Genomic DNA, 23,625 nt, shown 5'->3' with positions numbered 1-23,625 from the left:
TCGTCGACCGAGTCGGGCGAGGGAGATTTGCATCGTAGCCCCGGGGCGGTTGAACGGAGTGGGATTGACATCCCAACTCTTGAACCACCTGGGGACTTACCCTTCGAGGGCAGGGATGTTCCGGTGGAATTCGCGAAGGATCGTCCGGCGGTCGGGAACACACTCGGGCCGGCGCTCGACCCGGCTGATCCGAGCCTGGGACTCCTTGTTCCACGGGGCGCGGCGATCCTGAGTTCCACCCATGCGATCCTGTTATCCGGCCTATCAGAAATTCGCGTCTTGTCGCCGCTCGCCCGGCTGGCCGATCATCGGAACCCTCAACCCCCGGCCGCCCGCCTTCTCGGGACGTACCGCCGGTGTCTTACCCCCCGAGTGGCGATTGGCGCCGCACATCCCCTCGGGACCGCTTGGAGGCAGGCCGTCATGACCATTCCCCGTTCACCTACCCAGCCCGATCGGCCCGGACCGGCAGGTGCCCGCCCTTCCGGTGTGGCCACGTCTTCCGGGAGCGTGTCAGGCGCCCTCCGTACCGCACGGCCCACGACCGCCCCGCCGGCCGGGGCGGCTCAGACGGGGGCCGATCGGCGCTCTTCCGCGAGGGCGGCGATGACGCGGCGACAGTCCGCGTGCAATCACCCGAGAACTCCACCTCCGGCGCGGCGGTCCGGCACTTCGCCGGAGCCGCTGATGGCGAGTTGGCTCCTCGTCACCGCAACCTGCCGTCCAACCGTGATCGGCGACCACCGGCGCACGGGTGCCGGACTCCGCGGCTGCGGCGTCACCCGACAGGGCGGCCCCTCATGGCGGTGCGGATCCGCGCCGGAGAGGCTCTGATGTCATGACACGAGTTCGGAACGTCGCCCCCGCAGTTCCCGGGGCCGCACAGATCGCGACGAGGTCCAGCATTCCGACCTGTGTCGACACCTCACTGATCGCCGTCGCCGCGTCCGTGCTCGACCACTGCGTGCCGGCATCGCCCTCGGCCGCCACCGCCCCGTGGAACGGCGGCCTAGCGAACCGGCTGCGGGAGGCAGCCGGCCCCGACGGCCACCGCGATGCTTCGCGCTCCCCCACCACGCCGCCCGCGCCTACCCCGGGGCGCCTTGAGCGCGATGAACTCGCCGCGACGATCGACAGGCTCATGAACCCCGAGCGCCCCGGCCTCCTTCGGCAACTGAACGCCGCCCTCGTCTACGAGACCGTCCAGGCCCTGCGTCGCGAGAACACGCGCTGGGCGCGCGAGCCGCTCGGGGCCGCGTCCCGGCGCCTGTGGGAGCACCTGTACCTGTGCATTCCCCTGACGTCCATCGTCGTCACCAGCGACGCCACGCGGCAATAGCCGCCGGCGCCCGCGAGGGTGCGCAGGCCGGATGGTCTTCCTCGGCGCCATCGAGGAGGGGACGTTCAAATACGAGGAACGCAAGGAGGACCTCACAAACGTGACCGACGTGGCCACCGACAGATCCACACCCACCTGAACCGCGAGGACGTGGAGGGCCTCTCACGAGCCGTGAGAGACCCTCCACGTCCGCCGAAACCCGGATTCGGCAGGCTCACCACGAACACGTGCAGGTCGCACAGGGTGGCAGGGTTTCCCGCCCACGAAGGCTGCGTGCGGGTGTGTTCACCCCTTCCGCAGCCCGACGCCGCTGCCCTGTTCGAGAGTCTGCTGTGGGTCGTAGCCGGGGAAGGGCCGTTCGGAGACGGTGACGACCTGTAGGTCGGGTGAGTGCAGGATGTCCTTCTCGCAGAAGCGGGAGGTGACCCACTGGCCGGTGGAGAAGAGCGCGGTCTGGTCGGCGTGGTGGGGGGATGTGGGGTCGGAGGACTGGGCGTAGGCGAGGAGGGTCTGCGCTTCGGGGCAGCCTGAACCGTTCCAGCCGACGGCCTGGAGGTAGCTGGTGCCGGATTCGACGTCGCGGTAGCCACCGCCCGCGGGGTCCCACAGCGCATCGATGACGTTCCAGACGCCCAGCTCCGCCGAGCCGCCGGGGACCGGGATCCGGTTGCCGGCGCGGACGACGAACTGCGTGTCGCCCCACGGGGCGTCCAGTGGGATTCCGGCGGCGCGCAGTTCGGCGACTGCGCCCTCCAGTGCTCGGGGGACGGCCCGCGACGCGGCGTTCAGCGTGTGCGGGGTCCGGAGCGGGTCGGCGGGCGAGAAGGGGACCTTCCAGAGGTCCTGCGGCGGGGTGTCGGCGGTGAGGCGGCGCCAGAAGCGGTCGAAGAGGAGTGCGCCGCGGCTGTCGGTGTTCATGGTCCGGTCCCACCGTGCCAGGACGCGGCAGGCCCCGGCGATGCCGTCGGCCGTGCCGCCGCCCGCGTCGACCGCTTCGCGTGGGTCCTGCGCCGGTGCGGGGCAGGACGCCGCGAGCCCTGTGGAGGCGAGGTCTCCGGCGGTTGAGCGGTCGGCGAACTGGTGGTGCTGGAGATCCCGGACGCTCAGGTCGCCCCGGTCGGCCAGGGCGGAGACGTCCTGGAGCGCGCCGCGGGTGCGCAGTGACAGGGGTGTGCCGATGGTCCCGAAGACCCGCTCGTACCCGGTGAGCGGGTGGTCGGCGTTGGTGAGCCAGGCGCTGTCGTTGGAGTTCTCGACGTAGGAGGTGTCCTGGAGTGTGGGCATCGCGTCGGGGCCGAAGATTCCGGGTTGGAGGGCCTGCGGGTCCGTGCCGGGGGCGCAGTGCGAACGTGAGCCGTCGAGGACGGCGAGTCCCGTGGCGGGGTAGGTGGCCGTGCCCAGCGGGGTGGAGCAGCGCCGTGCGAGGTCGTCGGTGATGCGCGGGAGGACCTGGGACTGGGTGAAGAGGGTGTGTCCGGCCGCGTCGGCGGCGACGGTGTTGGCCCAGGGAAGGCCCTGGGTGCGGTTAAGTGCGCTCAGGACCTCGTCGGTGCCGTGGGCACGGGCGAGGGCGAGGGCGGTGTCGGAGCCGCGGAGGTTGGCGGCGTTGGGGTCGGTGAGGGCGTAGGCGGTGGTGCTGGTCCAGGGCAGCGGGCCGGTGGTGTCGAGGGCGGTCAGGACGGGCCCGTAGCGGGTCCACCACTGGTCACGGGTGACGGGCGTACCGTCCTTGACCGGGACGGTGACGGTGCGCCGGGTCATTCGTTCGGGGCGGCCGTCCACGAGGTAGGTGGTGGGGTCGGCGGGGTCCAGGGTCAGCTCGTAGAGGTTCATCGGGACGCCCGTGGCGACGGTGTGGCTCCAGGCGGTGTCGGCGTTGTGGCCGATCGCCACGGTCGGGGTACCGAGCAGGGAGGCGCCCATGACGTTCAGTTCGCCGGGGATGGTCTGCTGCGACTGCCAGAAGCGGTGCGTGCCGTGCCAGGGGAAGTGCGGGTTGCCGAGCAGCAGCCCGTGGCCGTTCGCGGTGGTCGAACCGTGGAAGGCCACGGCGTTGGAGCCGGGGTGCGCCGAACGGGCGACGGGAGGCCCGTGGCTCGCCTTCCCGGTGGCGGGCACCCCGGGTGCGGGGACGCGGGCCGGTTCGTCCCCGTGGACGGCGGGGGTGGTGACGGGGGCCGGAGGCTCGGCAGCAGTGATGCCGTCGATGGCGCGGCCCTCACCGAGAAGGACCGCGAGGGAGTAGTCGAGCGCGGAGACGTCGACGGCGCTGACCGGCCCGACCCATCCGGCGCCGGCACAGGCCGGGTCGGTGACCGGGTTGCGGCGCAGCCAGGCGTTGTATCCCGCGGCCCAGCCGCGGCCCAGTTCGGTGACCGCGAGGCTGGGGCCGGCGGGAGCGGGGGTCGCGCGGAGGTGCTCGACGGTCCCGGCGTCGCGCACTCCGCGGTAGTACAGGTCGCTGGCGAGGTTGCTGGTGGCGAACGAGCCCTGCGGGTCGGGAGCGGGGTCCGGCCCGAACCAGCGGGAGCGCTCGCCGCGCACGGTGAGGAAGGCCTCGGCCAGGGCACAGACGTTGTCCCGGGCCTGTGCCCAGCCGCTGCCGAAGCCCAGCCCGGCGTAGTCGCGGGCCACGATGTGCGGGATGCCGTACTCCGTGTAGCGGATGACCGCCGACAGGCCCCTGCTGCCCGATGCCGCCGCGGCGGCGGGCGCCGGACAGAACCCGGCCAGGAGCAGGAGGACCGCGGCCCGGACGGCCGCACCGCGGAGCACCGTACGGCCACGCATGATCTGTGTGGTACCCAACGCGGCTCCCTGCTCGGTGGCGGAGGGCCGTGGCCGCCGCGCGGCACGCGTCGGCCGCAACGCTTTCCCCATCGAACCGGAGCGGACCGCAGCGGCCGCGCATTCGTCCCTTCAGGGCGAGCCGAGGCGCAGGATGGAGCGGCAGGGGACAGTGGCAGGGGAACCCTGCGAACGGCGCCCGTGAGGGCGACGCCACGGGCGGTCCCCTGCCGGGTAGGTGCCACGGGCGCCGCCCTCAGGAGCCGGCGTACGACGCTCTGTGCCGGGGGCGAGGCGGACTGCCGGACCGGGCGTCAGAGGAGTTGGTCGAGGGCGATCGCGAAAGCGGTGCTCGCCACTCGCACGGGGGCCGGTGAACGCGCATGGCACAGCTTCAGTGCGTGCTCGATCGTTGACGAGACGTCCACGAACATCGATTCGTCGGAGACCTCCACGTCGCCCTGCATCAGGAGGGCGAAGGTACGTGCCATGCCACAGTTGGCGACGAAGTCCGGGACGACAGCAACGCCGTTGTCCGCGTGTTCGTAGACGGGTCCGTAGAAGATCTCGGGATCGGCGAACGGCACGTTGGCACCGCTGGCGATGACTTCGAGGCCGTTCGCCGTCAGACGGTCGACCTGTTCGCGTGTGACCAGACGTGACGCCGCGCAGGGGAGGAAGACCTCCACGCCGACGTCCCACACGGTGTCGTTGATCCGATCGAAGGGGACGAGGGCATCGGCTTGCAGCGTGTTGCCCTGCTTGCCGAGGAACAGGGAGCGTACCTCGTCCGCGCTGTATCCGGCAGGGTTGACGAGTCCGCCGCTGCGGTCGATCACACCGACCACGCGGGCGCCGGACCGTGCCGCGTAATAGGCGGCCGCAGCCCCGACGTTGCCCCATCCCTGGACGATGACACGCTTGCCGGCCAAGTCACCGCCGTAGATGGCGTAGTAGTGCCGCACCGATTCCGCGACACCCCATCCTGTGACGAGGTCGCCGACCGTGTGCCTGCCGTGGGGGTCGGGAGTGAAGCGAGGATCCTCCACGATCTTGGACACTCCCTGCCGGAGCTGTCCGACACGCTGAACGAGGCGCATGCCGCCGGCGTCCCCGTAGTGGCCGTTGACCACGCCTTCCTGCGGATGCCACACGCCATGGCTCTCGGTGATGGGCGCGACCTCGTGTCTGTCGTCGACGTTGAGGTCACCACCGGTGCCGTAGTAGGACTTCAGCAACGGTGCGACGGCCTTGTACCAGCGGCGCAGCACCTCGTGCTTCCGGGGGTCCTGGGGGTCGAAGTCGATTCCGGACTTCGCCCCTCCGATGAGCGGGCCGGACACCGTGAACTTGATCTCCATGGTCTTCGCCAGGGACTCGACCTCGTTGCGGTCGAGTCCCTGCCGCATACGGGTTCCGCCGCCTGCGGCGCCTCCCCGCAGAGAGTTGATCACTACCCAGCCCCTGGCGGATGTCTCCGTGTCGTTCCACTCGAAGACGATTTCCGGGGCTTTCTGCTCGAACTGGGCAAGGAGGTTCTTCATGGGGTTCCTCGGAGGGGGTTTCGTTGCCGGGACAGGGTGGCGAGGGCGGGGCGACTGTCAGCGCAGGTCGACGGCGAAGTCGGGTTCCGTCCGGGCGCGCACCTGTTCCAGCGTCACGTCCGGTGCGAGTTCGCGCAGGACCAGGCCGGACGGGGTGATGTCGAGAACAGCGAGGTCGGTGATGATCCGTTGGACCACTCGGCGTCCGGTGTAGGGCAGGGAGCACTCCCGCAGGATCTTGCAGGCGCCGTCCCTGGTGGTGTGCTCCATGAGCACGATGACCCTCTTCGCTCCATGGACGAGGTCCATCGCCCCGCCCATCCCCTTGATCATCGACCCGGGGATCGTCCAGTTGGCGATGTCACCATCGGCGGATACCTGCATCGCGCCGAGAATCGCCGTGTCGATCTTCCCTCCGCGGATCATTCCGAAGGACATCGCGGAGTCGAAGAAGGAGGCGCCCTTGCGCACGGTCACGGTTTCCTTGCCGGCGTTGATGAGGTCCGGGTCCTCGTCTCCCGCAGCGGGATAGGCCCCGATGCCCAGGATGCCGTTCTCGGACTGCAGCACCATCTCCACGTTGTCGGGGACGTGGTTCGGCACCAGGGTGGGCAGTCCGATGCCGAGGTTGACGTAGTCGCCGTCGCGCAGTTCCGCGGCTGCGCGCGCGGCCATCTGATCGCGGGTCATGGACATGGTTTCGGCCTTCCGGTCTCGGTGGTCGCCGATGCCTCCCGACCGTCGGCGTGGACCGCGGCAGGTCGCGTGGTGCGGCGTTCGATCCTCTTCGACGATGCCTGGCCCGGCGTCAGGGGCAGCACGCGGTGGACGTAGATCCCGGGCAGGTGGATCGCGTCCGGGTCGAGCTCGCCAGGCTCGACCAGGTGCTCGACCTCGGCGATCGTGATCCGCCCGGCCATGGCGCACAGCGGGTTGAAGTTCCGTGAGCTCCGGCGGAAGACCAGGTTGCCGTGCCGGTCGCCCTTCCAGGCCCGGACCAGGCCGTAGTCGGCGGTGATCGCCTCCTCCAGGATGTAGGTGCGGGTGACCCCGTCGAGGTGGAAGTCTCTGGTCCTCTTGGGCGCCGAGGCCACCGCGACGCTGCCGTCGGGGTGGTAGCGCCACGGCAGGCCGCCTTCGGCGACCTGGGTGCCGGTGCCGGTGAGGGTGTAGAAGCCCGGGATACCGACACCGCCGGCCCGTAGTCGTTCGGCGAGCGTGCCCTGTGGTGTGAGCTCGACCTCCAGTTCGCCCGCCAGGTACTGCCGCGCGAACTCCTTGTTCTCACCCACGTACGAGGAGATGACCCGGCGGATCCGCCTCTCGTGCAGCAGGATTCCCAGACCCCAGTCGTCCACGCCGCAGTTGTTGGAGATGATCTCCAGATCGCTCACGCCCGCCTGGTGCAGGCCGGCGATCAGCACACTGGGGATGCCGCAGAGCCCGAATCCGCCGACCGCCAGGCGAGCCCCGTCGCCGATGTCGGCAACTGCTGAGAATACGGAGGAAGCAACCTTGTCCACTACCCATGCCCTTCACGGTGTCGTCGTTCTCTCGGCGCAGCGGTGCGGCCACCGCCCGACGCGTGTCCGGACCGCCGGCGCCTGCGGGTGGCGGCAGCGCGGTCATGATGTGCTCCCCCGGCCGGCCCACGACCAGGCGTACACCCCGTCGTCGACCGCACGGCCGCCCTCACCGAGTTCCAGCGGCCGGAAGGTGTCGACCATCACCGCCAGCTCATCGAAGAACTCCGCCCCCAGACTGCGCTCGACGGCGCCAGGCTGCGGCCCGTGCGCATGACCGCCGGGGTGCAGGGAGAGCGAGCCCTGACCGATGCCGGAGCCGTTGCGTGCCTTGTAGTCACCGCCGACGTAGAACATGACCTCGTCGGAGTCCACGTTGGAGTGGTAGTACGGGACCGGCACGGCCAAGGGGTGGTAGTCCACCTTGCGGGGCACGAAATTGCAGACGGCGAAATTGTCGCCCTCGAAGACCTGGTGTACCGGGGGCGGCTGGTGGACACGCCCGGTGATCGGCTCGTAGTCGGAGATGTTGAACGCGTACGGATACAGGCACCCGTCCCACCCCACCACGTCGAAGGGATGCCGTGCCAGGACGTGGACCGTACCCGCGAGCCCGCCGGCGCCGTGGCCGCGGTGCTTGATGTAGACCTCGACGTCCTGCTCGTCCGCCACGCGAGGTACCGTCGGCAGGCGCAGGTCGCGCTCGCAGTAGGGGGCGTGCTCCAGGAACTGCCCGTAGCGCGACAGGAAGCGCCGGGGCGGGCCGATGTGACCGTTCGCCTCGATGAAGTACAGCCGCAGCGGTACTCCACGGTTCGGTACCCACCGGTGGGTTACGGCCCGGGGGACGATCACATAGTCGCCCTGACCCACCGCCAGACTGCCGAGGACCGTCTCAAGCACCCCTGATCCGGACTCGACGTGGACGCACTCGTCGCCGGTGGCATTCCGGTACAGCGGTGAGGGCCGGCCGACCGCGGCGTAGCAGAGCCGCACGTCGGCGTTTCCCAACACCAGACGCCGCCCGGTCACCGCATCGGCGGTCGTCCAGCTCCGGCCGGGGAACAGGTCGTGGAGCCTGAGGTGTCGGGGCTTCAGGGGGTGGTTCGCCACCGTGCCCTGGTCCAGGAAGTCCCAGCGCCGTGCGTCCACGACTGCCGACGGAACACCGGCGTGGTAGAGCAGGGAGGAGTCGGAGGAGAACCCCTCCTCACCCATCAGTTCCTCGTAGTACAGCCCGCCGGTGGGAGTGCGGTGCTGGGTGTGACGTTTGGGCGGGACGAGCCCAACGCTGAGGTAACGAGCCATCTGTCGCTCCTGGATCCTTGGTGAAGGTGGCCGCGCGCGGCCGGCGGCTAGAGGTTGCCCCGCCGCTCCTGCTCGCGCTCCAGCGCCTCGAAGAGCGCCTTGAAGTTGCCCTTTCCGAAGCCGAGGGAGCCGTGGCGCTCGATGAACTCGAAGAAGACGGTGGGACGGTCCCCGATCGGCTTGGTGAAGATCTGCAGGAGGTAGCCGTCCTCGTCACGGTCGACCAGGATGCCTCGCTTGTGCAGTTCCTCGATGGGGGCGCGGACCTCACCGATGCGGGCCCGCAGTTCCGGGTCCTCGTAGTAGGAGTCCGGGGTGGCGAGGAACTCGACGCCCTCCTGCCGGAGGCAGTCCACGGTGCGGAGGATGTCGTTCGTCGCCAGGGCCAGGTGCTGCGCCCCCGGTCCCTGGTAGAACTCCAGGTACTCGTCGATCTGTGACTTCCTCTTGGCGACGGCCGGCTCGTTGAGCGGGAACTTCACTCGGTGGTTGCCGTTGGCCACCACCTTCGACATGAGAGCCGAGTAGTCGGTCGCGATGTCGTCGCCGATGAACTCCGCCATGTTCGTGAAGCCCATGACGCGGTTGTAGAAGTCCACCCATTCATCCATGCGGCCGAGTTCCACGTTGCCCACGATGTGGTCCAGGGCCTGGAACAGGCGCTTCGGCGCGCCCGGACGCTTGACGTAGGACGAGGTCAGGCCGACGTACCCGGGCCGGTAGACGCCTTCGTAGCGCGAGCGGTCCACCAGGCTGTGCCGGGTCTCGCCGTAGGCGGCGATGACCGCGACGCGAAGCACCCCGTGCTCGTCCGCGACGTCATGCGGTTCCTCCAGCACCGTCGCACCCTGGCTTCGTGCGTGCTCGATGCAGCGATCCACGTCCGGCACCTGCAGAGCGATGTCGATGACACCGTCACCGTGCCGGCGATGGTGCTCGTGCAGTCCGCTGTCCGGGTGCACACCGCCCTTGACCACGAAGCGGACCGCTCCGCTGGCGAGGACGTAGGCGTGGTGATCACGATTGCCGTGCTCGGGTCCGGAGTAGGCCACAAGCTCCATTCCCAGGGCGGACTGGAAGAAGTGCGCCGTCTGCTTGGCGTTGCCGACGACCCACTCGACCGCGTCCCATCCGGCCACCGGAAAGGGATCCGTGGTGGCGTCGTAGGTGACCAGTCCGACCAGCTGCTCCAGCTGGTCGAGGCCGAGGCCGGCCAGTCGCTCCTGGTCGGTGAGGATGTGCGCGAGGCTCATGGCTTACTCCACTGGCTGGATGTCGCTGGGCGACAGTGGCTGGCAGCGGGAGTATGAACAGGCGGCCCCGCAACTGCGCAACACACGCTGCATGCGCCGGTAGATCTGCGAAGTAAGCCTGGGAGAGATGCGCTTCTGCTATACGCTGCGCCTACTTCTGGCACCTGACCTGCCACTGGCGGAAGGAATCTGCCCATGCGCGGCCTCGACGGACTGGACGTCGCCCTGCTGAACGCCCTCAAGCACCACCCCCGCGTGGGATACCTGGAGCTGTCCAGGCTCACCGGCGTAGCGCGAGCGACGGTGCAGTCCCGGGTGGAGAAGCTGGAATCCTCCGGCGTGATCACCGGATACGGGCCCGACATCGACCTGGGTTCCGCGGGCTACGCCGTCCAGGCCTTCGTGACGCTCGAGATCGCCCAGGGCGCGCTGCACGAGGTCCGCGCGGTACTCGAACGCCATCCGGCCGTGCTCGACGCGTACGCGACCACCGGAACCGGCGATGTGCTCTGCCGCATGGCCGCTCGGAACCAGGAAGAACTGCAGCAGGCTCTCCTGGAGGTGACCGGCTCGCCGCACATCGCCCGCTCCACCAGCGTCATGGTCCTCTCCACGGTGGTGGAGCCGCGCACGCTGCCGCTGCTGGCGAGGCACGCCCAGGGCGGCGGCAGGGCCCCGGCATATCGCGACGGCAGGAGCGTCCCGCAGAGCTGACAGGCCGCTTCTGCCCGGCACGGGCCGTACCGACGAACCAGGGCACTGGGCAGATGTACAGGCAGACCGGCCCCGGCAGAACAACCGCGCAGGAAGAATCCCCATTTCCGGAGAGCCGCTCGGGGAACGCCGCGGCCTGCTGCCTTTCCCCGTCCGGCCGCTCACGCTGATCCCATGAGCACAACGACTTCCAGCCCCGAGCCGCCGGCGCCCGGGCCGCCGACGCCCGGCTCGCTCGGTGCGACCATTTCGATCAGTGAACTCGACAGTGACCCCTTCCCCGTCTACGAGCGTCTCCGGGACATCGAACCTGTCTCCTGGGTTCCCGCCGCACACGCGTTCCTGGTGACGAGATGGGAGGACGTGCATCGCATTTCCCGCGACGCGCAGTCCTTCAGCGCGGCAGTGCACGACTCACCTCTGTCGCGGAGTATCGGTCCGAACCTGCTGCACAGCGACGGCGCCTACCACGACCGGCTGCGGGCACCCCTGACAGAGGGGCTGCGCCCATCGGTCGTTCAACGGACCGTGGAGCGCGCGGTCCGCAGGAACGTCCGCAGCCTTCTCGATGAGCTTCGCCCACACAGCGAGGTGGACCTCGTGAACGGGTTCGCCCAGTCGCTGGCGATCCGCACCCTGCTGCACGTCACCGGGCTGCCCGACATGCCCGCCGCGGTATTCACCTGGTGGGTCGAGGGGATCGCCGCGGGCGCCGCCAACTACGAGCGTGACCCGGGCAAGCAGCGACAGGCGGACGAGGCCGGTGCCGCCGTGGACGACATGGTGCGCCACCGGCTACGACGAGGGCCTGAACCCGGAACGCTGCTGGCCGGCCTCGCCGCGAGCGGTGCCACGTTCGACGAGATCGCGGCGACTACCAAGCTGCTGCTCATCGGCGGTATGCAGGAGCCCCGTGACCTCTTCGGGCATGCGCTCACGGCCTACCTGGCAAACCAGGCGGTCCGCCGGGAGATCGACCGCGACAAGTCCGCGATCGTGCGCCTCGTCGAGGAGGCGCTGCGGTTCGGGTCCCCGGTCGGAACCGTCACCCGGCGGGTGACCGCCCCGGCCATCGTCTCGGGCGTGCCCCTGGACGAAGGCGCGATCGTGCTCGCAGTCCTGGCATCCGCCAACCGGGACCCGCGGCACTGGGAGTCTCCCGACGAGTTCCATCTCTGGCGTGAGCACAACCAGCATCTGGCCTTCAGTGCCGGGGTCCACTCCTGCGTGGGCGCCACACTGGCCCGCACCCAGGTGCGCATCGCGCTGGAGGAATTGCTGACGGCCTACCCGTCCATGCGACTGGCCGAGGAGCCAGTGGTACGAGGCTGGGAGTTCCGCGGTCCGACCAGCCTGAAGGTCGACCTGGGGGGCGCGGGAGCGACCACGCCGGCCGGGGACGTCGCGGCAGCCCGGGCGGCGGTGCAGGCCGCCACCCGGGCCACAGCCCAGGCGGCGGCACGGGCGGCAGCCCAGACCGCAGCACGGACGGCAGCCCGGGCGGCGGCCCCGGTGATCACGCTCCAGGTCGCCGACCTGCACCGGCCGGTCGGTGACGTCGCCGTCATCACCCTCCGGCACGAGCGAGGAGACCAACTGCCGCCCTGGACTCCGGGGGCGCACGTCGATCTCACCATCGCCCGCTCCGACCAGCGATTCCGGCGCTCCTACTCCTTGTGCGGCGACCCCGCAGACCGGTACTCCTGGCGCGTGGCCGTGCGCCGCACCCCGGACTCCCGCGGCGGATCGGCCTTCCTCGTCGACGCCCTGGAAGTCGGCGATGTGCTCGAAGCAGTCCTTCCCCGCAACACCTTCCGGCTCGCCCCCGCCCCCGCGTACCTCCTCGTCGCCGGCGGCATCGGGATCACCCCGCTGCTGCCCATGGCACGCTCCCTGGCCGGTTCCGGTGCGCGATGGCGCCTGCTGTACGTCGGTCGTGACCGAGACGCCATGACCTTCCTCGACGAAGTGGAGGCATTCGCTCCGGCAGTAGAGGTCTGGACCACCGCCGACCGGGGGCGGCCCGACCTGACGGCGATCCTGCGCTCCGTCCCTGACGGCACCCAGGTCTACGCCTGCGGCCCGGAGGGCATGCTCCACGACCTCGCCACGGCGGCCACGGACAAGCCGGCCGTCACCCTGCGCGTGGAGAGGTTCGCACCCCCTGCCGAGCCTGTCGCCGCTGTGGGGAACGAGCGCGAGTGCCGCGTCTGGCTCGCCCGCACGCGCAAGGAGATCCTCGTACCGAAGGACAGGACCGTCCTGCACGCTCTGGAAGGCGCCGGGATCATCGTCCCGTCCACCTGCCGGGAGGGCGTCTGCGGGTCGTGCGAGACGCGGGTCCTCGCCGGTGCGGTGGATCATCGTGATCACCTGTTGACCGATGACGAGAAGAAGCGCGGAGACGTCATGCTCGTCTGCGTCTCCCGAGGCCGGGATGAGAACCTGGCACTCGACCTCTAGACGCCGTTCGCGGGCGCATACGTCCCGCTCGGCATGGTCCGTGCTCGCTCGGAGCGGCGGCAGCGGGCGGGGGTGATTCGGCGCCTGTCGACCACGACAAGCCCGGCCCCGCGGTCACCGCTCTCGTCCTGGTCTCAGCCGGCCGGGCCCGCCGGCGCGAGATCTGCGCGCCCGGATCCTTCCTGCCCGGTTCTCGTCCGCGCGCCGCAGTGACCGGCTGCAAGCAAACCCATCGATCGAACGAAACAAGAGGAGCAACACAATGCCCCAGCACGTACGAGGTGTCGTGGCTCGGACGAAAGGCGAGCCGGTCCGGATCGAGACCATCGTGGTGCCCGATCCGGGTCCCGGCGAGGCGGTGGTGCAGGTGCAGGCGTGCGGGGTTTGCCACACTGACCTGCACTACCGAGAAGGCGGCATCAACGACGACTTTCCGTTCCTGCTCGGCCACGAGGCCGCGGGTGTGGTGGAGTCGGTCGGCGCGGGCGTGACGGACCTCGTCCCGGGCGACTTCGTCATCCTCAACTGGCGCGCGGTCTGTGGCCGTTGCCGGGCCTGTCGGCGCGGTCGGCCCTGGTACTGCTTCGAGACGCACAACGCCACGCAGAAGATGACCCTGCTCGACGGCACCGAGCTGACGCCCGCCCTGGGGATCGGCGCCTTCGCCGAGAAGACCCTGGTCGCGGCAGGACAGTGCACCAGGGTCAGCGCCGCGGCGGCGCCCGCCGCCGCGGGCCTGCTCGGCTGCGGGATCATGGCCGGGCTGGGAGCTGCTCTCAACACCGGCAACATCGGCCGCGGCGACTCGGTCGCCGTCATCGGGTGCGGCGGCGTGGGAAGCGCTGCCGTGGTCGGCGCACGACTCGCCGGCGCAGCGAAGATCATTGCCGTCGACCTCGACAACCGAAAGCTGGACACCGCGCTGTCCCTGGGAGCCACCGACACCGTCGACTCCAGCCGGACCGACGCTGTCGCCGCCGTACGAGGTCTGACCGGAGGGTTCGGCGCCGACGTGGTCATCGACGCGGTCGGTCGCACGGAGACGTTCCAGCAGGCGTTCTACGCCCGCGACCTGGCGGGCACGGTCGTCCTGGTCGGCGTCCCCACTCCCGAGATGCAGTTGCAGTTGCCGTTGTCGGACGTGTTCGGCCGAGGCGGTGCGCTGAAGTCCAGTTGGTACGGTGACTGCCTCCCCTCCCGCGACTTCCCCGTGCTCGTCGACCTCTACCTGCAGGGCCGTCTGGACCTGGACGCCTTCGTCAGTGAGACCGTCGAACTGGACGGGGTCGAGGACGCCTTCGCCCGCATGCACAAGGGGGACGTTCTGCGTTCGGTGGTCGTGCTGTGACCCTGACCCGAATCGAGCGCACCGTCACCTCCGGCACCTTCCACCTGGACGGCGAGACGTGGGAGGTGGACAACAACGTCTGGATCGTCGGCGACGACAGCGAGGTCGTCGTCATCGACGCGGCGCACGACGTCGATGCCATCGCCACCGCTGTCGGCGACCGACGGGTGACAGCGATCGTCTGCACCCACGGCCACAACGACCACATCAACGCCGCCCCCGCGGTGGCCGACGCGACGGGTGCACCGATCTTGATCCACCTCGATGACCGACTGTTGTGGAAGCACATCCATCCCGACCGGGACCCGGACGGCTACCTCACCGACCGACGTAGGATCGCCGCCGCCGACACCGAACTGACCGTCTTGCACACACCCGGCCACAGCCCGGGCGCGATCTCGCTCTACGCCCCTGCGCTGGGCTCGGTGTTCACCGGCGACACCCTGTTCGCGGGCGGCCCCGGCGCAACCGGGCGCTCCTACTCCGACTTCCCCACCATCATCCGCTCCATCCGAACCGAACTCCTGGTTCTGCCACCGGAGACCGTGGTGCACCCCGGCCACGGCAGATCGACCACCGTCGGCGCGGAGGCACCGCACCTGAGGAACTGGGTCCGCCGAGGGCGCTGAGTCCGCCGGGAGCCGGGCGATCGGCTCCAGGATCACGTGGTCACCGGGACTTTGCCACGCCCCTGCTATTCCAGGGCCTCGGCGTCCTCGGCGTCCTCGGCCTCCTCGTCGACCACGGCGGCAGGCGAATATCCGGAGATGTCCAAATACCACATGAAGCGACCGTTGCTCATGTCGGGGGACGGTGTCCGGGTGACCTTCTGTTCCTTGTCGTTGGGGTCGGCCTTGAGATAGCTGTTCTGCCAGTGAGACTTGAGGTAGACCAGGTCACCGGTACGCAGGACGCGCCTCCCCTTGTGGGTGAAGGAGGTGGCAACGCCCGTCGGCCCCACCTCCACCTTGGGATACGTGTAGCCCGGATGATGGGATTTCGCGACGAACGCGTCGGCCACCACAAGCGAGCCACCGCCCTGGGGGACGGTGATGTTCTTGCCTGCGCCCATGTTCAGGCCACCGTTGGCGTTGAGGCCACCGTGGAGGTTCACGGTGGCCTGCGCCGCGGTGTCGAAGCGGCCCGTCTTGAGCCAGAGATACCCGGTCGCCCCAGGGTCAAGAGTGACATTGCCGCCGGCGGTGACGTCACCGGTAGCAGCGAGGGTGCCGTTGACCGTGACACTGCCGTTGAGGCCGAGCGCGCCGGCCCCGCGTCCGTTGATCTGGCTGGCCGCGATGCTGATGGTACTGATGGCGCCGCTGTAGGTCCCATCGCCGGTGACCGAGAGAACGCCGTCGGCGAAAGTGACCTTCACCTTTTTGGCGATGTTCACGGCACTCGGCATGTTCTCGATAGTGAGCGCAGCGTTTTCGGGCGACTTGATGGCCTTCGCGATGATGGCGTTGCTGAATTCGGTGCTGCTGTTCGAGATGGTCAAGGCACCGCCTGCGATGGTCAGGGGCCTCTCGTTGGGCGCTGTGGCGCTGTGGGGACCACGGATTTCCCCGACGCGGAGGACCTTGCCGGCCGCCTGGGTGACATGCCCGTTGAACACACTGTCGCCGGCGGCAGTCACCGTGGTGACGGCGATGTCGGGGTCGTTGACCTTGATGTAGGTGGTGAGATAGCGAACTTCGTTCTCCATTTTCGCTTCGAGGGTGAAGGTCGAGTCGTCGACCAGCTCCACCGGGGAGGTCCAGCTGCCGCCGGCGGCCGTGGACGATCCCTGGGTGCCGTCCGGCTTGCGGTAGTACATGGTGTACGTCGCGTGGGGGGTGCCTTCCCAGTGGAGGGTGGCCTTGGTGTTGCGGCCGATGGCCACGGAGGCCGGGCGGAAGCTGTGCAGGTAGAACGAGTCGTCTCGCTTGCTGACCTCGCCCCGGCCGGTGCGGTCCTCGAATCGGCCGGTTGCCCCGGCGGCCGAGGTGGACTCCTCCCAGACGATCGCGACCGGGCCGACGCCGCCGTTGACCTCGATGCCCCACAACTCCAGCTCGACGCTCCAGGTTCCGTCGAACGCGGCGGGCTCGCCCGGCGGCGGTGAGCAGGTGAAGACGACCTGGTTGGGGTCACGGGTGTCGCGCTCGACGGTCCACTGCCGTTTGCCCTCCGGCACGGTCAACTCGTGGCGGATCAGGGACGGTTCGCTGGTCAGGGCGGATGCCTGGCGGCCGGTCGGGATGCGGACCTTGAACCACTTGCAGTGCACGGGCCAGTTACCGCCGGACTTCACCTTGCCGTAGGTGAAGGTCAGTTTGGCGTACTCCGGTTTCGCGAAGGTCGAGACATTCAGCGTGCCGGGCTCCGGAACCATGGCGGGCGGGAGCAGCATGGGGAGGTCAGCGGTGGTCACGGCTGTGGAACTCCTCTGTGCAGGGGGTCAGTTGGGCAGGGGTGCGCCGGTGAAGGCGGCGGTGCCGGCGCGGCGCTGCGGGCTGCTGTCGCCGAGCGCGGTGTCCTCGGTGATGCGGCACCGGGTGCCGAGCGGGGTGCTGATGTCGAGGGTGAGGGTGAGGGCCCAGGTTCCGTCGAAACGGGCAGGTTCGGCGGGGATCAGCGTGAGGGTGGTGACGGCCGGGTCGGTGGTGGTGGTCTCGACCAACCACTGCCGGCCGTGGCCGGTGCCGCGTTCGAGTTCCAGTCGGGTGCGCAGGATGACGGGTTCTCCGGACGGCACGGATGCGTGCTCGGCGAGCGGGAGGCCGACGGAGATCCGCGCGCACCGCACCGGCCAGGCACTGCGGCCGTCCGGGTCGTCGCCGATGGTGAGGCGGACGCGGTCGAGGGCCGCCTCTCCGGGCTGTGTGGCCGTCGCCGGGGTGTGCTCCAGGCGGTACGGGAGGAGGAGGGCCGGGTTGGGGCTGGTCACGACGCGGTTCCTTCCGGGGCCTGGGCAGGGGCGAGGGCCGGGGCAGGGGCGGGGGCCGGGGTGGAGCGGGTCCGTCCCGGGGCCGGCGGCTGGAGTTGGAGGTAGCCGGAGCGGGCGACGGGAAGGGGTGCGTCGGGGTGGGAGAGCTGGTCGGCGTTGTCAATGAGGTGCTCGTCCCAGTCGGGCAGCGGCAGGCCGGTCGCGGTGCCGTCCACGGGGATCGGTTCGGCCCAGGTCCAGTCGCCGTGCCAGGCTGCGGGGCGGGGCATGACGAGGGATTTGTCCGGCGGTTCGGCTTGCACGCCGAACTCGCGGACGGCGCAGGGTTCGGCGGCGGAGCTGGTGTGTCGCAGCCGCAGGAAGCGCGCGGTGAGCGGTGGTTCGGGAGTGTGGTGGATCTCGGTCACCCGGGTGTGGCCGCGCAGGACGGTCCACTGCTCGCCGTCGGTGGAGGCCTCCAGCTCGGTGGCTGTCGGGGTGCCGCTGCCGTCCGGGCGGCCGAGGAGGATGTCGACGGCTTCCACTCGCCGTTCGGTGTGCAGGTCGAGCCGGACCCAGTCACCTGCCGCCGGCGGTTCGCTGCTCTCGTGGGAGGTGGTCGGGTCGCCGTCCGTCATCGCCGAGACGGGGTGGCCGGGCCGGGCTTTGAGGGAGGCGGCCGCCACCGGGGGGCCGAACCGGTCGGGGGCGAGCAGGGGGTTGAGGCGGAAGGAGGCGCGGATGCGGGCCAGGGCCCGGTGGGTGGTGTCCGCGTCCACGGTGACGTCGGCGACGGGGAGGATGTCGGTGGTGGCATGGACGGCGGTGTGCGGGCAGGCGAGCAGGGTGAGGTGGTGGGTGGCGGGGCGGTCGGCGGGCCGGGCGGGAAGGGTGAGGTGGGCGCCGGTGTCGATGGCCGTCACGTAGTCGTTCGACGGGCCGTCCGGGTCGACGGCGTGGAAGCGGTGGTAGCGGGTGCGCCGGTCGTGGTCGTCGGCGGCGAAGTAGCCGATGAGGCCGTCGGACAGCCGGTCGGGGTCGCCGAGGCGCACGGTCCAGCGGTAGTCGGGGTAGTTCCGGTGGTCGGGGTAGTCACTCGGGTCGGGGTAGTCCTCGTCCGGCGGGACGAGCGCGCGCTTCCAGCTGGGGTCGGTCAGCGGCTCGCCCATCAGGTCCAGGTTGAGGCGGGTGCGGATGAGGGCGATGGGGCGGCCGATCAGCCGTGCCGGGGAGCGGTCCTCGTCGGGTGAGGGTTCGAGGATGTGGTCGAGCGCGGTGTCGATCGTCCTGGCCAGCGCCTCGAAGGCTTCCGGCTCGTGGCCGAGCAGGCCGCGGGCGAAGGCTGAGACATGCGGGTAGGCGGCGGCGAAGTCGTCGTCCTCCGGGTGGCGGTAGGGGGCGTGCGGGAGCGTGTTCCAGGCTGTCGTGCGGGTGTTCCGGACGTCGCGGACCACGCGCAGTTCGCCGAGGGGTTCTCCGTCGGGGCCGTAGACCAGCAGTGTCCGGTCGAGGTGGTTGACCAGCAGCCATCCGGCCACGGGCGCGTCGGCGCCCGGGAGTTGTGTGGTGTCGACGGTTTCGGCCGCCTCGGCGGGTGGCTGGTCGGCGCGCAGTGGCACGGCGTCCAGGCGTACCCGGGCCGGTTGGACGAGCCGGGGCGGTAGCTGGACGAAGCGCTGCGGGCCGGGCGGGTTCGGGAACAGGTCGCGGTCGGGTACGACGCTGTCCGCGCGGATCAGGGGGAACTGGACGGGTTGGGTGTCGACCGGCTGCACCAGCGAGCACACGCGTCCGAAGCGGTCGATGACGACCAGCTCGACGAAGTGGAACTGGCCGGCTCGCACGGGCTGGAAGCGTTGCGCGCCGTGGCCTTCCGCGCCGTCGGGGACGTGGTTGGTCTCGCCGGCCAGGGCCAGGATCGAGTGGTCGGTAACGGCCTGGGCTGCGCCGTCCTGCTGGATGAGCCAGTCGTGGAAGCCGTCGAGGGTCTGGGAGAGCACGTCGACGCCCTCCAGTTCCTCGCGCATGGCGCGCAGTTGACGGGCGAGCTGCGGCGGGGCGTGCTCGGCGAGCCTGCGGGCCTGCTCGCGCAGCACGAAGCGGGTGGAGGGGGTGACGAAGGCACGCCCACCGAACGCGTTCCACCGCCGTCCGCCGTCACCGTCGCCAGGGGCCGCACCCCTGCCCGTCCAGCGGTAGCGGTAGCGGTCGGGTTCGGGATCGCCGTCCTCACCGAGGCCGAACTCCCAGTTGGGGGCGGCGTCCTGGCTCTGGTACGGGGTGGCGCAGTGTTTGATCTCCCACTGGAGGTAGAGCGGGAGCCAGGGCTGGCGCCATACCTGGCTGTACTCGGGCCACGGGCCTTGGGAGTTGGCGGCCGGGTCGGCGACGACGGCGTGCAGCGCGGTGTCGGCGCCGCCGGCGGCCGGGGTGCGCACGGCCTGGTCGAGCAGGGCGAACTCGGCGACCACCGCCCCGATGATGCCCGGGACTTCGGGCGTGTTGGCGGGCAGCTTCGGGTTGGCCGGGGCGTCGACCCAGCCATTGTTGATCTTCACCCGGGTGAGCAGCGCGGAGGGCAGGCGGCAAGGCAGCGGGTCGTCCTCGTCGCGGCCGAGCGGCTGCGAGGTGCCCGAGCCGGTCAGGGCGAGGACGGGGTCTGCGGGGCGGTGGTAGCTCTGCCGGGGCGTGCGCTTCAGCTCCAGCTCGTCGGCCAGCTCCAGCTTGTTGTCCGCGGGGTAGCGGTCGATCGCGGCCTGGACCTCTTCGGGGGTGAGACCGTGCGGGACCTTCCCGCTCAGCCGTTCGACCTCCGCTTCGAGTTCTGTCACCCGCGTTCCGGCCTCGTGGATCCGCTGGTCCCAGGTTTGCTCGTCGAAGGTGTAGTCGAGGGGGCGGCGGTTCTCGGGGAGGCGGCGCAGCCACCACAGCGTCCACAGCCGCCATTGTGCGGAGGCGAGCCGGTGCTTGGCCTGGTCGTGGTCGTCCTGGTCGCGGTTGAGGGCGGTGATCCAGTCCGGCTGGTCGGGGGGTGGGGCCTGGGTGTCGGCCTGGTCGCTCGGCCGGTTGACGACCTGCCAGGTGGCGCCGCCGTCGTGGCCGCTGAACCAGGACCGGCGGGTGATCTCGTCGAGGGAGACCTGCCGGTCGGGGCCGTCGAGCGCGTCGGGGTTGCCGTGGAACAGGGCGCGGACCTGGTCGGCGAGGTCGGTGCCGCCGCTCTGGTGGTCGGCGAGGGCGGCGACGGCGTCGGCGGTGCTGTGGCCGATCGCGACCTTGACGTCCTGGGTTTTGGGGCGGTCGGAGTCGTGGTGTCCGCCCTCGCGGTTCCACGGGATGCCGAGGGCGGTGCCGACGTACCGGGTCCGGGTGATCGTTTTCGGCATGTCGTCGGGGGCGGCCCAGCCCAGGGCCCGCAGCACGTCGGCCGGACTGTCGGGGTCGGCGTCGGGAGGCAGCAGGCCCTCGATGTCGCGCGCGGTGGTGAGGATGTCGGCGTCGTCCCGGCTGTACCAGCCGATCACGCAGTAGCTGACGGTGCACGGCGGCGGGTAGTTGTCGTTGGCCTTGAGGTCGGCGAGGGTGTCGTGGAAGAGGAAGACGTTCTCGTGGTACGGGGCGAAGGCGGCGAAGGCGGGAAGTCCGCTGCCGATCGCGGTGAGAAACAGCTGCGGGCGGGCGGGCGGCTCGCGCCAGGGACCATCGCTCAGCGGGTGGACGCGGCCGATGTAGTCGTGGCGCGGCGCTTCCTTGGGGGAGGCCGGGTCGACGAACGGGGTGAAGGCCGACTCTTCGGGCCCGCCGTCGGCCTTCTCCAGGTAGTCGCTGTGGATCAGGAACCCGGCGGCCTTCAGCTCACCGCGCACCTGGGCGTAGCGCACCACGAGCCAGCGGTTGGGCACCCACGGGAAGGTGCTGACGCCGGTGACGGGGTCGATCGCTCCGGTGGTCAGGGCCTCGGGCAGCTGCCACTGCACGTGGATGCCCTCGCCGGGGTTCCCCTCGGAGTGCTGGATGGGCGGTTCGGCGTTGCTGCGGTGGTCCTTGGAGAACGTCCACGGGTATTTGGGGGTCCAGCGCCGGAAGTCGTCGTACGCGGCCACGTCGCGGGTGGCCAGCAGCGCGTGGACCTCGACGGGGACGATCAGGTCGGTGTCGGTCATCGGGCGCTCTCCTGGCCGGGCGTCGCGTCGAGGGTCAGGCGTTGCTCGACGGGGGCGTTGACGAGTTGCAGGGCGAACTCGCCGGGTGCGAGGTCGTCGAGGTCCGGGTCGAGGTCGGCGGCGAGCGCGGGGACGAGGCCCCGGTCGCCGCGCAGGGCGAGAACGTCCGGCGCACCGCCCCCGTCGGGCAGCCGCAGGTGGCGGGTGAGCAGGCCGCCTGCGGCGGGGTAGTCGCGGCGCAGCGGGTGGCCGAGGTCGGGCCCGGGCCGGTGCTCACGCAGGTTGATGACGCTGTTGTCGCCTGCGGCGTCGTTGCTGTCGATGCCGAAGTGGATGCCTTGGCCGGGCTCGCGGATGACGATCTCGTCGGGCAGGGCGTCCAGGAGCAGCAGCAGCGTGTCGGGGGCGAGGTGGTCGCGGCGCAGTTCGGCGACGTTCGCCCCGCCGGTGGTGGTGAGGATGTCGAACACCGGCCAGGCTTCGACGAGTTCGGAGCGGATCAGCAGCCCGGCCCGGCCGGTTTCCGCTGTGCGGACGCGGGTGCGGCGGCGGTCGACGGCGGCGGTGAGCGCCGTGTCGACGAGTGCGTCCAGCGAGGTGTGGACGCCGACGTCGCGGGCTCCGGCGAGCAGTGCCTCGATCCAGTTCTCGTCGATGCGGAACAGCCGGATCGACTCCGGGGGGAGCATCGCGGGGTTGGGCACCAGGTAGTTGAACGGCACCCGGCGGAGCAGCGTCAGTTCGTCCAGCCAGGCCGGCAGGGTGCGGGTGTGTCGTTCGGCGGTGGCCTGTAGGGCCGCGGCCTTGGGTCCGGTCGCGAGTACGGCGCGGGCGCTCTGCCGGGTGACGCGGGTGCGGCGGGCCGATGCCGGGGCCCGGTCGTGCGGGGCGAGGGGGCGGGTGAACGCGTCGAGGAGACTCGACGCGAAACCGGGAGCGGCCAGCTCCCGTAGAGTCCGCCCGTTCAGGTCGGCGGGGTCGGCGTCGGCGAGCGCCGGGCCGGCGGCGGCCAGGGCCATCATCGTCGCCGCGGTGTTGGCCAGTTCGCGCCGCGCGCGGGTGATCTCCTCGCTGTAGTCGGGGTCACTCAGCGCCAGGGTGCGGCCGAGTGTCCAGGCGGCGGCGTAGGAGACGTCGAACAGGCCGTGCTCCGGCTCGTAGATCAGGGCGTGGTCGGCCGTGGTCTTCGGGGTGTCGCGGGCGAAGTCACGGGTCTCGGCGGCGATCACGGGGACGAACGGGCCGCGGTACCAGCCGTAGGTGGTCTCCCCCGACAGCAGCCGGTACGGCAGCGGGGTGTAGCCCAGGTGCAGGCGGCGCTCGGCATACCGCTCGGCGTCCGGCGTGGACCGGGCCGCGGTGTCCGCGCTGGGGCGCAGGCGAAGTGCCAGGTTCTCCCGCCCTCCTTCCTCGCGGGCCGGTGCGACGAGGTTGCTCAGCAGGGCTGCGGCGTCGCGGGTGCCGGCCGGGTCGCTGGTGAACGTCCAGGAGTGCAGCACGCACAGCCGCACGGACCTTACGCTCGCGCCCAGTTGGCCGGGGTCGAGCTTGCCGTTGAAGCCTTCCAGGGAGACCAGGTGCGCGGTGTAGGTGCCGGGCTGTCGGGGGAGGCGGTTGGCGGCCAGGACGGCGTACTGGCCCTCGGTCAGGATCTCGCCGTCGTCGCGCCGTTGCGGTCGGGTGGAGACGTCGCGGACGTGGGCGAGGTAGTTCAGTTCCTCCTCACGCGGCACCAGCGCGGTGAACAGCCCGGCCGGGACGTCGATGCTCTGGCAGCGGCTTGCCTCGATGGCCGGGGTGATGCCTTCGTTGCTGAGGTCGGGCCCGAGGATGCCGTCGCCGGGGCGGCACAGTTCGGCGACGGTGCGGGTGGTGGTCCGGCCCAAACCCTCCGGGTCGTCGGGCAGTTCACCCGCGCGGAACACCATCAGCGCCAGCCACGGGGCCTGTTCGGGCACCGCGCGGGCCTTCAGCAGCCGCTCCCAGGGCAGGATGGAGCGGTCCAGGGTGATGTGCGGCAGGGTGCGGCCGAAGTCGCCGGCGGCGCCCTCGGCCGGGTAGTGGGCGTGCACGGACGAGGGGTCGAGGACGAACCGGACCGCGCGGATCTCGAACTGCTGTGTGGTGGCGGGGATGGCCGGGTTCACGTCGACCCGGTTGCCGTCCTTGGTCAGGTGGTGCTCCGCCGTGAGCGTGTAGACGCCGGCGGCGGCAAGCGGGCGACGGTAGTCGTGGAAGGCGACGCGGAGGTCTTCGGTACCGCTCAACGTCG

At 70.5% G+C, this 23,625-nt stretch carries 15 protein-coding genes; 5 read left to right on the top strand and 10 right to left on the bottom strand.

The features are described 5' to 3' along the window. Positions 1-838 precede the first annotated feature (838 nt). Positions 839-1,339, top strand: a complete 501-nt coding sequence (locus ABZY91_RS05690; RefSeq protein ID WP_355399995.1) for a hypothetical protein — start codon at positions 839-841, stop codon at positions 1,337-1,339. Positions 1,340-1,624: 285 nt separating this feature from the next. Here ABZY91_RS05690 and ABZY91_RS05685 read toward each other — a convergent pair whose 3' ends face one another. From ABZY91_RS05685 to hppD, 6 genes are all read right to left on the bottom strand, one after another. Then, complete coding sequence (locus tag ABZY91_RS05685) at positions 1,625-4,129, bottom strand: penicillin acylase family protein (RefSeq protein WP_355399993.1); 2,505 nt, start codon at positions 4,127-4,129, stop codon at positions 1,625-1,627. 311 nt (positions 4,130-4,440) lie between these two features. Next, entirely contained in the window at positions 4,441-5,670 is a 1,230-nt protein-coding gene (locus tag ABZY91_RS05680; RefSeq protein WP_355399991.1) for a Glu/Leu/Phe/Val dehydrogenase dimerization domain-containing protein, read from the bottom strand. 57 nt (positions 5,671-5,727) lie between these two features. Continuing rightward, the gene (locus ABZY91_RS05675; RefSeq protein WP_355399989.1) at positions 5,728-6,366 is read right to left on the bottom strand and encodes a CoA transferase subunit B; all 639 of its coding nucleotides are present in this window, start codon (positions 6,364-6,366) and stop codon (positions 5,728-5,730) included. Beyond that, complete coding sequence (locus ABZY91_RS05670) at positions 6,357-7,193, bottom strand: CoA transferase subunit A (RefSeq protein ID WP_355399987.1); 837 nt, start codon at positions 7,191-7,193, stop codon at positions 6,357-6,359. The genes ABZY91_RS05675 and ABZY91_RS05670 overlap by 10 nt, the downstream gene beginning before the upstream one ends. Before the next feature lie 102 nt (positions 7,194-7,295). Next, positions 7,296-8,501: a homogentisate 1,2-dioxygenase domain-containing protein gene (locus ABZY91_RS05665; protein WP_355399985.1), complete on the bottom strand. Its 1,206-nt coding sequence runs from the start codon at positions 8,499-8,501 to the stop codon at positions 7,296-7,298. Between the two features lie 47 nt (positions 8,502-8,548). Next, positions 8,549-9,754, bottom strand: a complete 1,206-nt coding sequence (gene hppD, locus ABZY91_RS05660; RefSeq protein ID WP_355399983.1) for a 4-hydroxyphenylpyruvate dioxygenase — start codon at positions 9,752-9,754, stop codon at positions 8,549-8,551. Positions 9,755-9,949: 195 nt separating this feature from the next. Between hppD and ABZY91_RS05655 the strand changes: the two genes are divergently transcribed. The 4 genes from ABZY91_RS05655 to ABZY91_RS05640 all read left to right on the top strand — a co-directional run bounded on the left by ABZY91_RS05655 (position 9,950) and on the right by ABZY91_RS05640 (position 14,908). Further along, the gene (locus ABZY91_RS05655) at positions 9,950-10,468 is read left to right on the top strand and encodes an Lrp/AsnC family transcriptional regulator (protein WP_355399981.1); all 519 of its coding nucleotides are present in this window, start codon (positions 9,950-9,952) and stop codon (positions 10,466-10,468) included. Positions 10,469-11,068: 600 nt separating this feature from the next. Then, the gene (locus ABZY91_RS05650) at positions 11,069-12,931 is read left to right on the top strand and encodes a cytochrome P450 (RefSeq protein WP_355399979.1); all 1,863 of its coding nucleotides are present in this window, start codon (positions 11,069-11,071) and stop codon (positions 12,929-12,931) included. 262 nt (positions 12,932-13,193) lie between these two features. After that, complete coding sequence (locus ABZY91_RS05645; RefSeq protein WP_355399977.1) at positions 13,194-14,279, top strand: S-(hydroxymethyl)mycothiol dehydrogenase; 1,086 nt, start codon at positions 13,194-13,196, stop codon at positions 14,277-14,279. Continuing rightward, positions 14,276-14,908: an MBL fold metallo-hydrolase gene (locus ABZY91_RS05640; protein ID WP_355399975.1), complete on the top strand. Its 633-nt coding sequence runs from the start codon at positions 14,276-14,278 to the stop codon at positions 14,906-14,908. The genes ABZY91_RS05645 and ABZY91_RS05640 overlap by 4 nt, the downstream gene beginning before the upstream one ends. A gap of 65 nt (positions 14,909-14,973) precedes the next feature. Here ABZY91_RS05640 and ABZY91_RS05635 read toward each other — a convergent pair whose 3' ends face one another. The 4 genes from ABZY91_RS05635 to ABZY91_RS05620 are packed head-to-tail and all read right to left on the bottom strand — an operon-like array spanning position 14,974 to position 23,620. Continuing rightward, the gene (locus ABZY91_RS05635; RefSeq protein WP_355399973.1) at positions 14,974-16,695 is read right to left on the bottom strand and encodes a hypothetical protein; all 1,722 of its coding nucleotides are present in this window, start codon (positions 16,693-16,695) and stop codon (positions 14,974-14,976) included. Positions 16,696-16,722: 27 nt separating this feature from the next. Next, positions 16,723-17,211: a hypothetical protein gene (locus ABZY91_RS05630; protein ID WP_355399971.1), complete on the bottom strand. Its 489-nt coding sequence runs from the start codon at positions 17,209-17,211 to the stop codon at positions 16,723-16,725. Next, positions 17,208-21,353: a discoidin domain-containing protein gene (locus tag ABZY91_RS05625; RefSeq protein ID WP_355399969.1), complete on the bottom strand. Its 4,146-nt coding sequence runs from the start codon at positions 21,351-21,353 to the stop codon at positions 17,208-17,210. The genes ABZY91_RS05630 and ABZY91_RS05625 overlap by 4 nt, the downstream gene beginning before the upstream one ends. Then, positions 21,350-23,620: a hypothetical protein gene (locus tag ABZY91_RS05620; protein ID WP_355399967.1), complete on the bottom strand. Its 2,271-nt coding sequence runs from the start codon at positions 23,618-23,620 to the stop codon at positions 21,350-21,352. Before ABZY91_RS05620 ends, ABZY91_RS05625 begins: the two co-directional genes overlap by 4 nt. Between the last annotated feature and the right edge of the window lie 5 nt (positions 23,621-23,625).

Origin of the sequence: Kitasatospora sp. NPDC002965 (assembly GCF_040611255.1) — a bacterium.
Taxonomy (GTDB): domain Bacteria; phylum Actinomycetota; class Actinomycetes; order Streptomycetales; family Streptomycetaceae; genus Kitasatospora.
This window is presented reverse-complemented; position numbering and strand designations above follow the sequence as displayed.

What these genes read in the sequence shown, in the direction of transcription:
- ABZY91_RS05675 (WP_355399989.1), bottom strand. Translation starts at nt 6,366, where the DNA reads ATGTCCATGACCCGCGATCAGATGGCCGCGCGCGCAGCCGCGGAACTG.
- ABZY91_RS05685 (WP_355399993.1), bottom strand. Translation starts at nt 4,129, where the DNA reads ATGCGTGGCCGTACGGTGCTCCGCGGTGCGGCCGTCCGGGCCGCGGTC.
- ABZY91_RS05645 (WP_355399977.1), top strand. Translation starts at nt 13,194, where the DNA reads ATGCCCCAGCACGTACGAGGTGTCGTGGCTCGGACGAAAGGCGAGCCG.
- ABZY91_RS05680 (WP_355399991.1), bottom strand. Translation starts at nt 5,670, where the DNA reads ATGAAGAACCTCCTTGCCCAGTTCGAGCAGAAAGCCCCGGAAATCGTC.
- ABZY91_RS05690 (WP_355399995.1), top strand. Translation starts at nt 839, where the DNA reads ATGACACGAGTTCGGAACGTCGCCCCCGCAGTTCCCGGGGCCGCACAG.
- ABZY91_RS05625 (WP_355399969.1), bottom strand. Translation starts at nt 21,353, where the DNA reads ATGACCGACACCGACCTGATCGTCCCCGTCGAGGTCCACGCGCTGCTG.
- ABZY91_RS05655 (WP_355399981.1), top strand. Translation starts at nt 9,950, where the DNA reads ATGCGCGGCCTCGACGGACTGGACGTCGCCCTGCTGAACGCCCTCAAG.
- hppD (WP_355399983.1), bottom strand. Translation starts at nt 9,754, where the DNA reads ATGAGCCTCGCGCACATCCTCACCGACCAGGAGCGACTGGCCGGCCTC.
- ABZY91_RS05665 (WP_355399985.1), bottom strand. Translation starts at nt 8,501, where the DNA reads ATGGCTCGTTACCTCAGCGTTGGGCTCGTCCCGCCCAAACGTCACACC.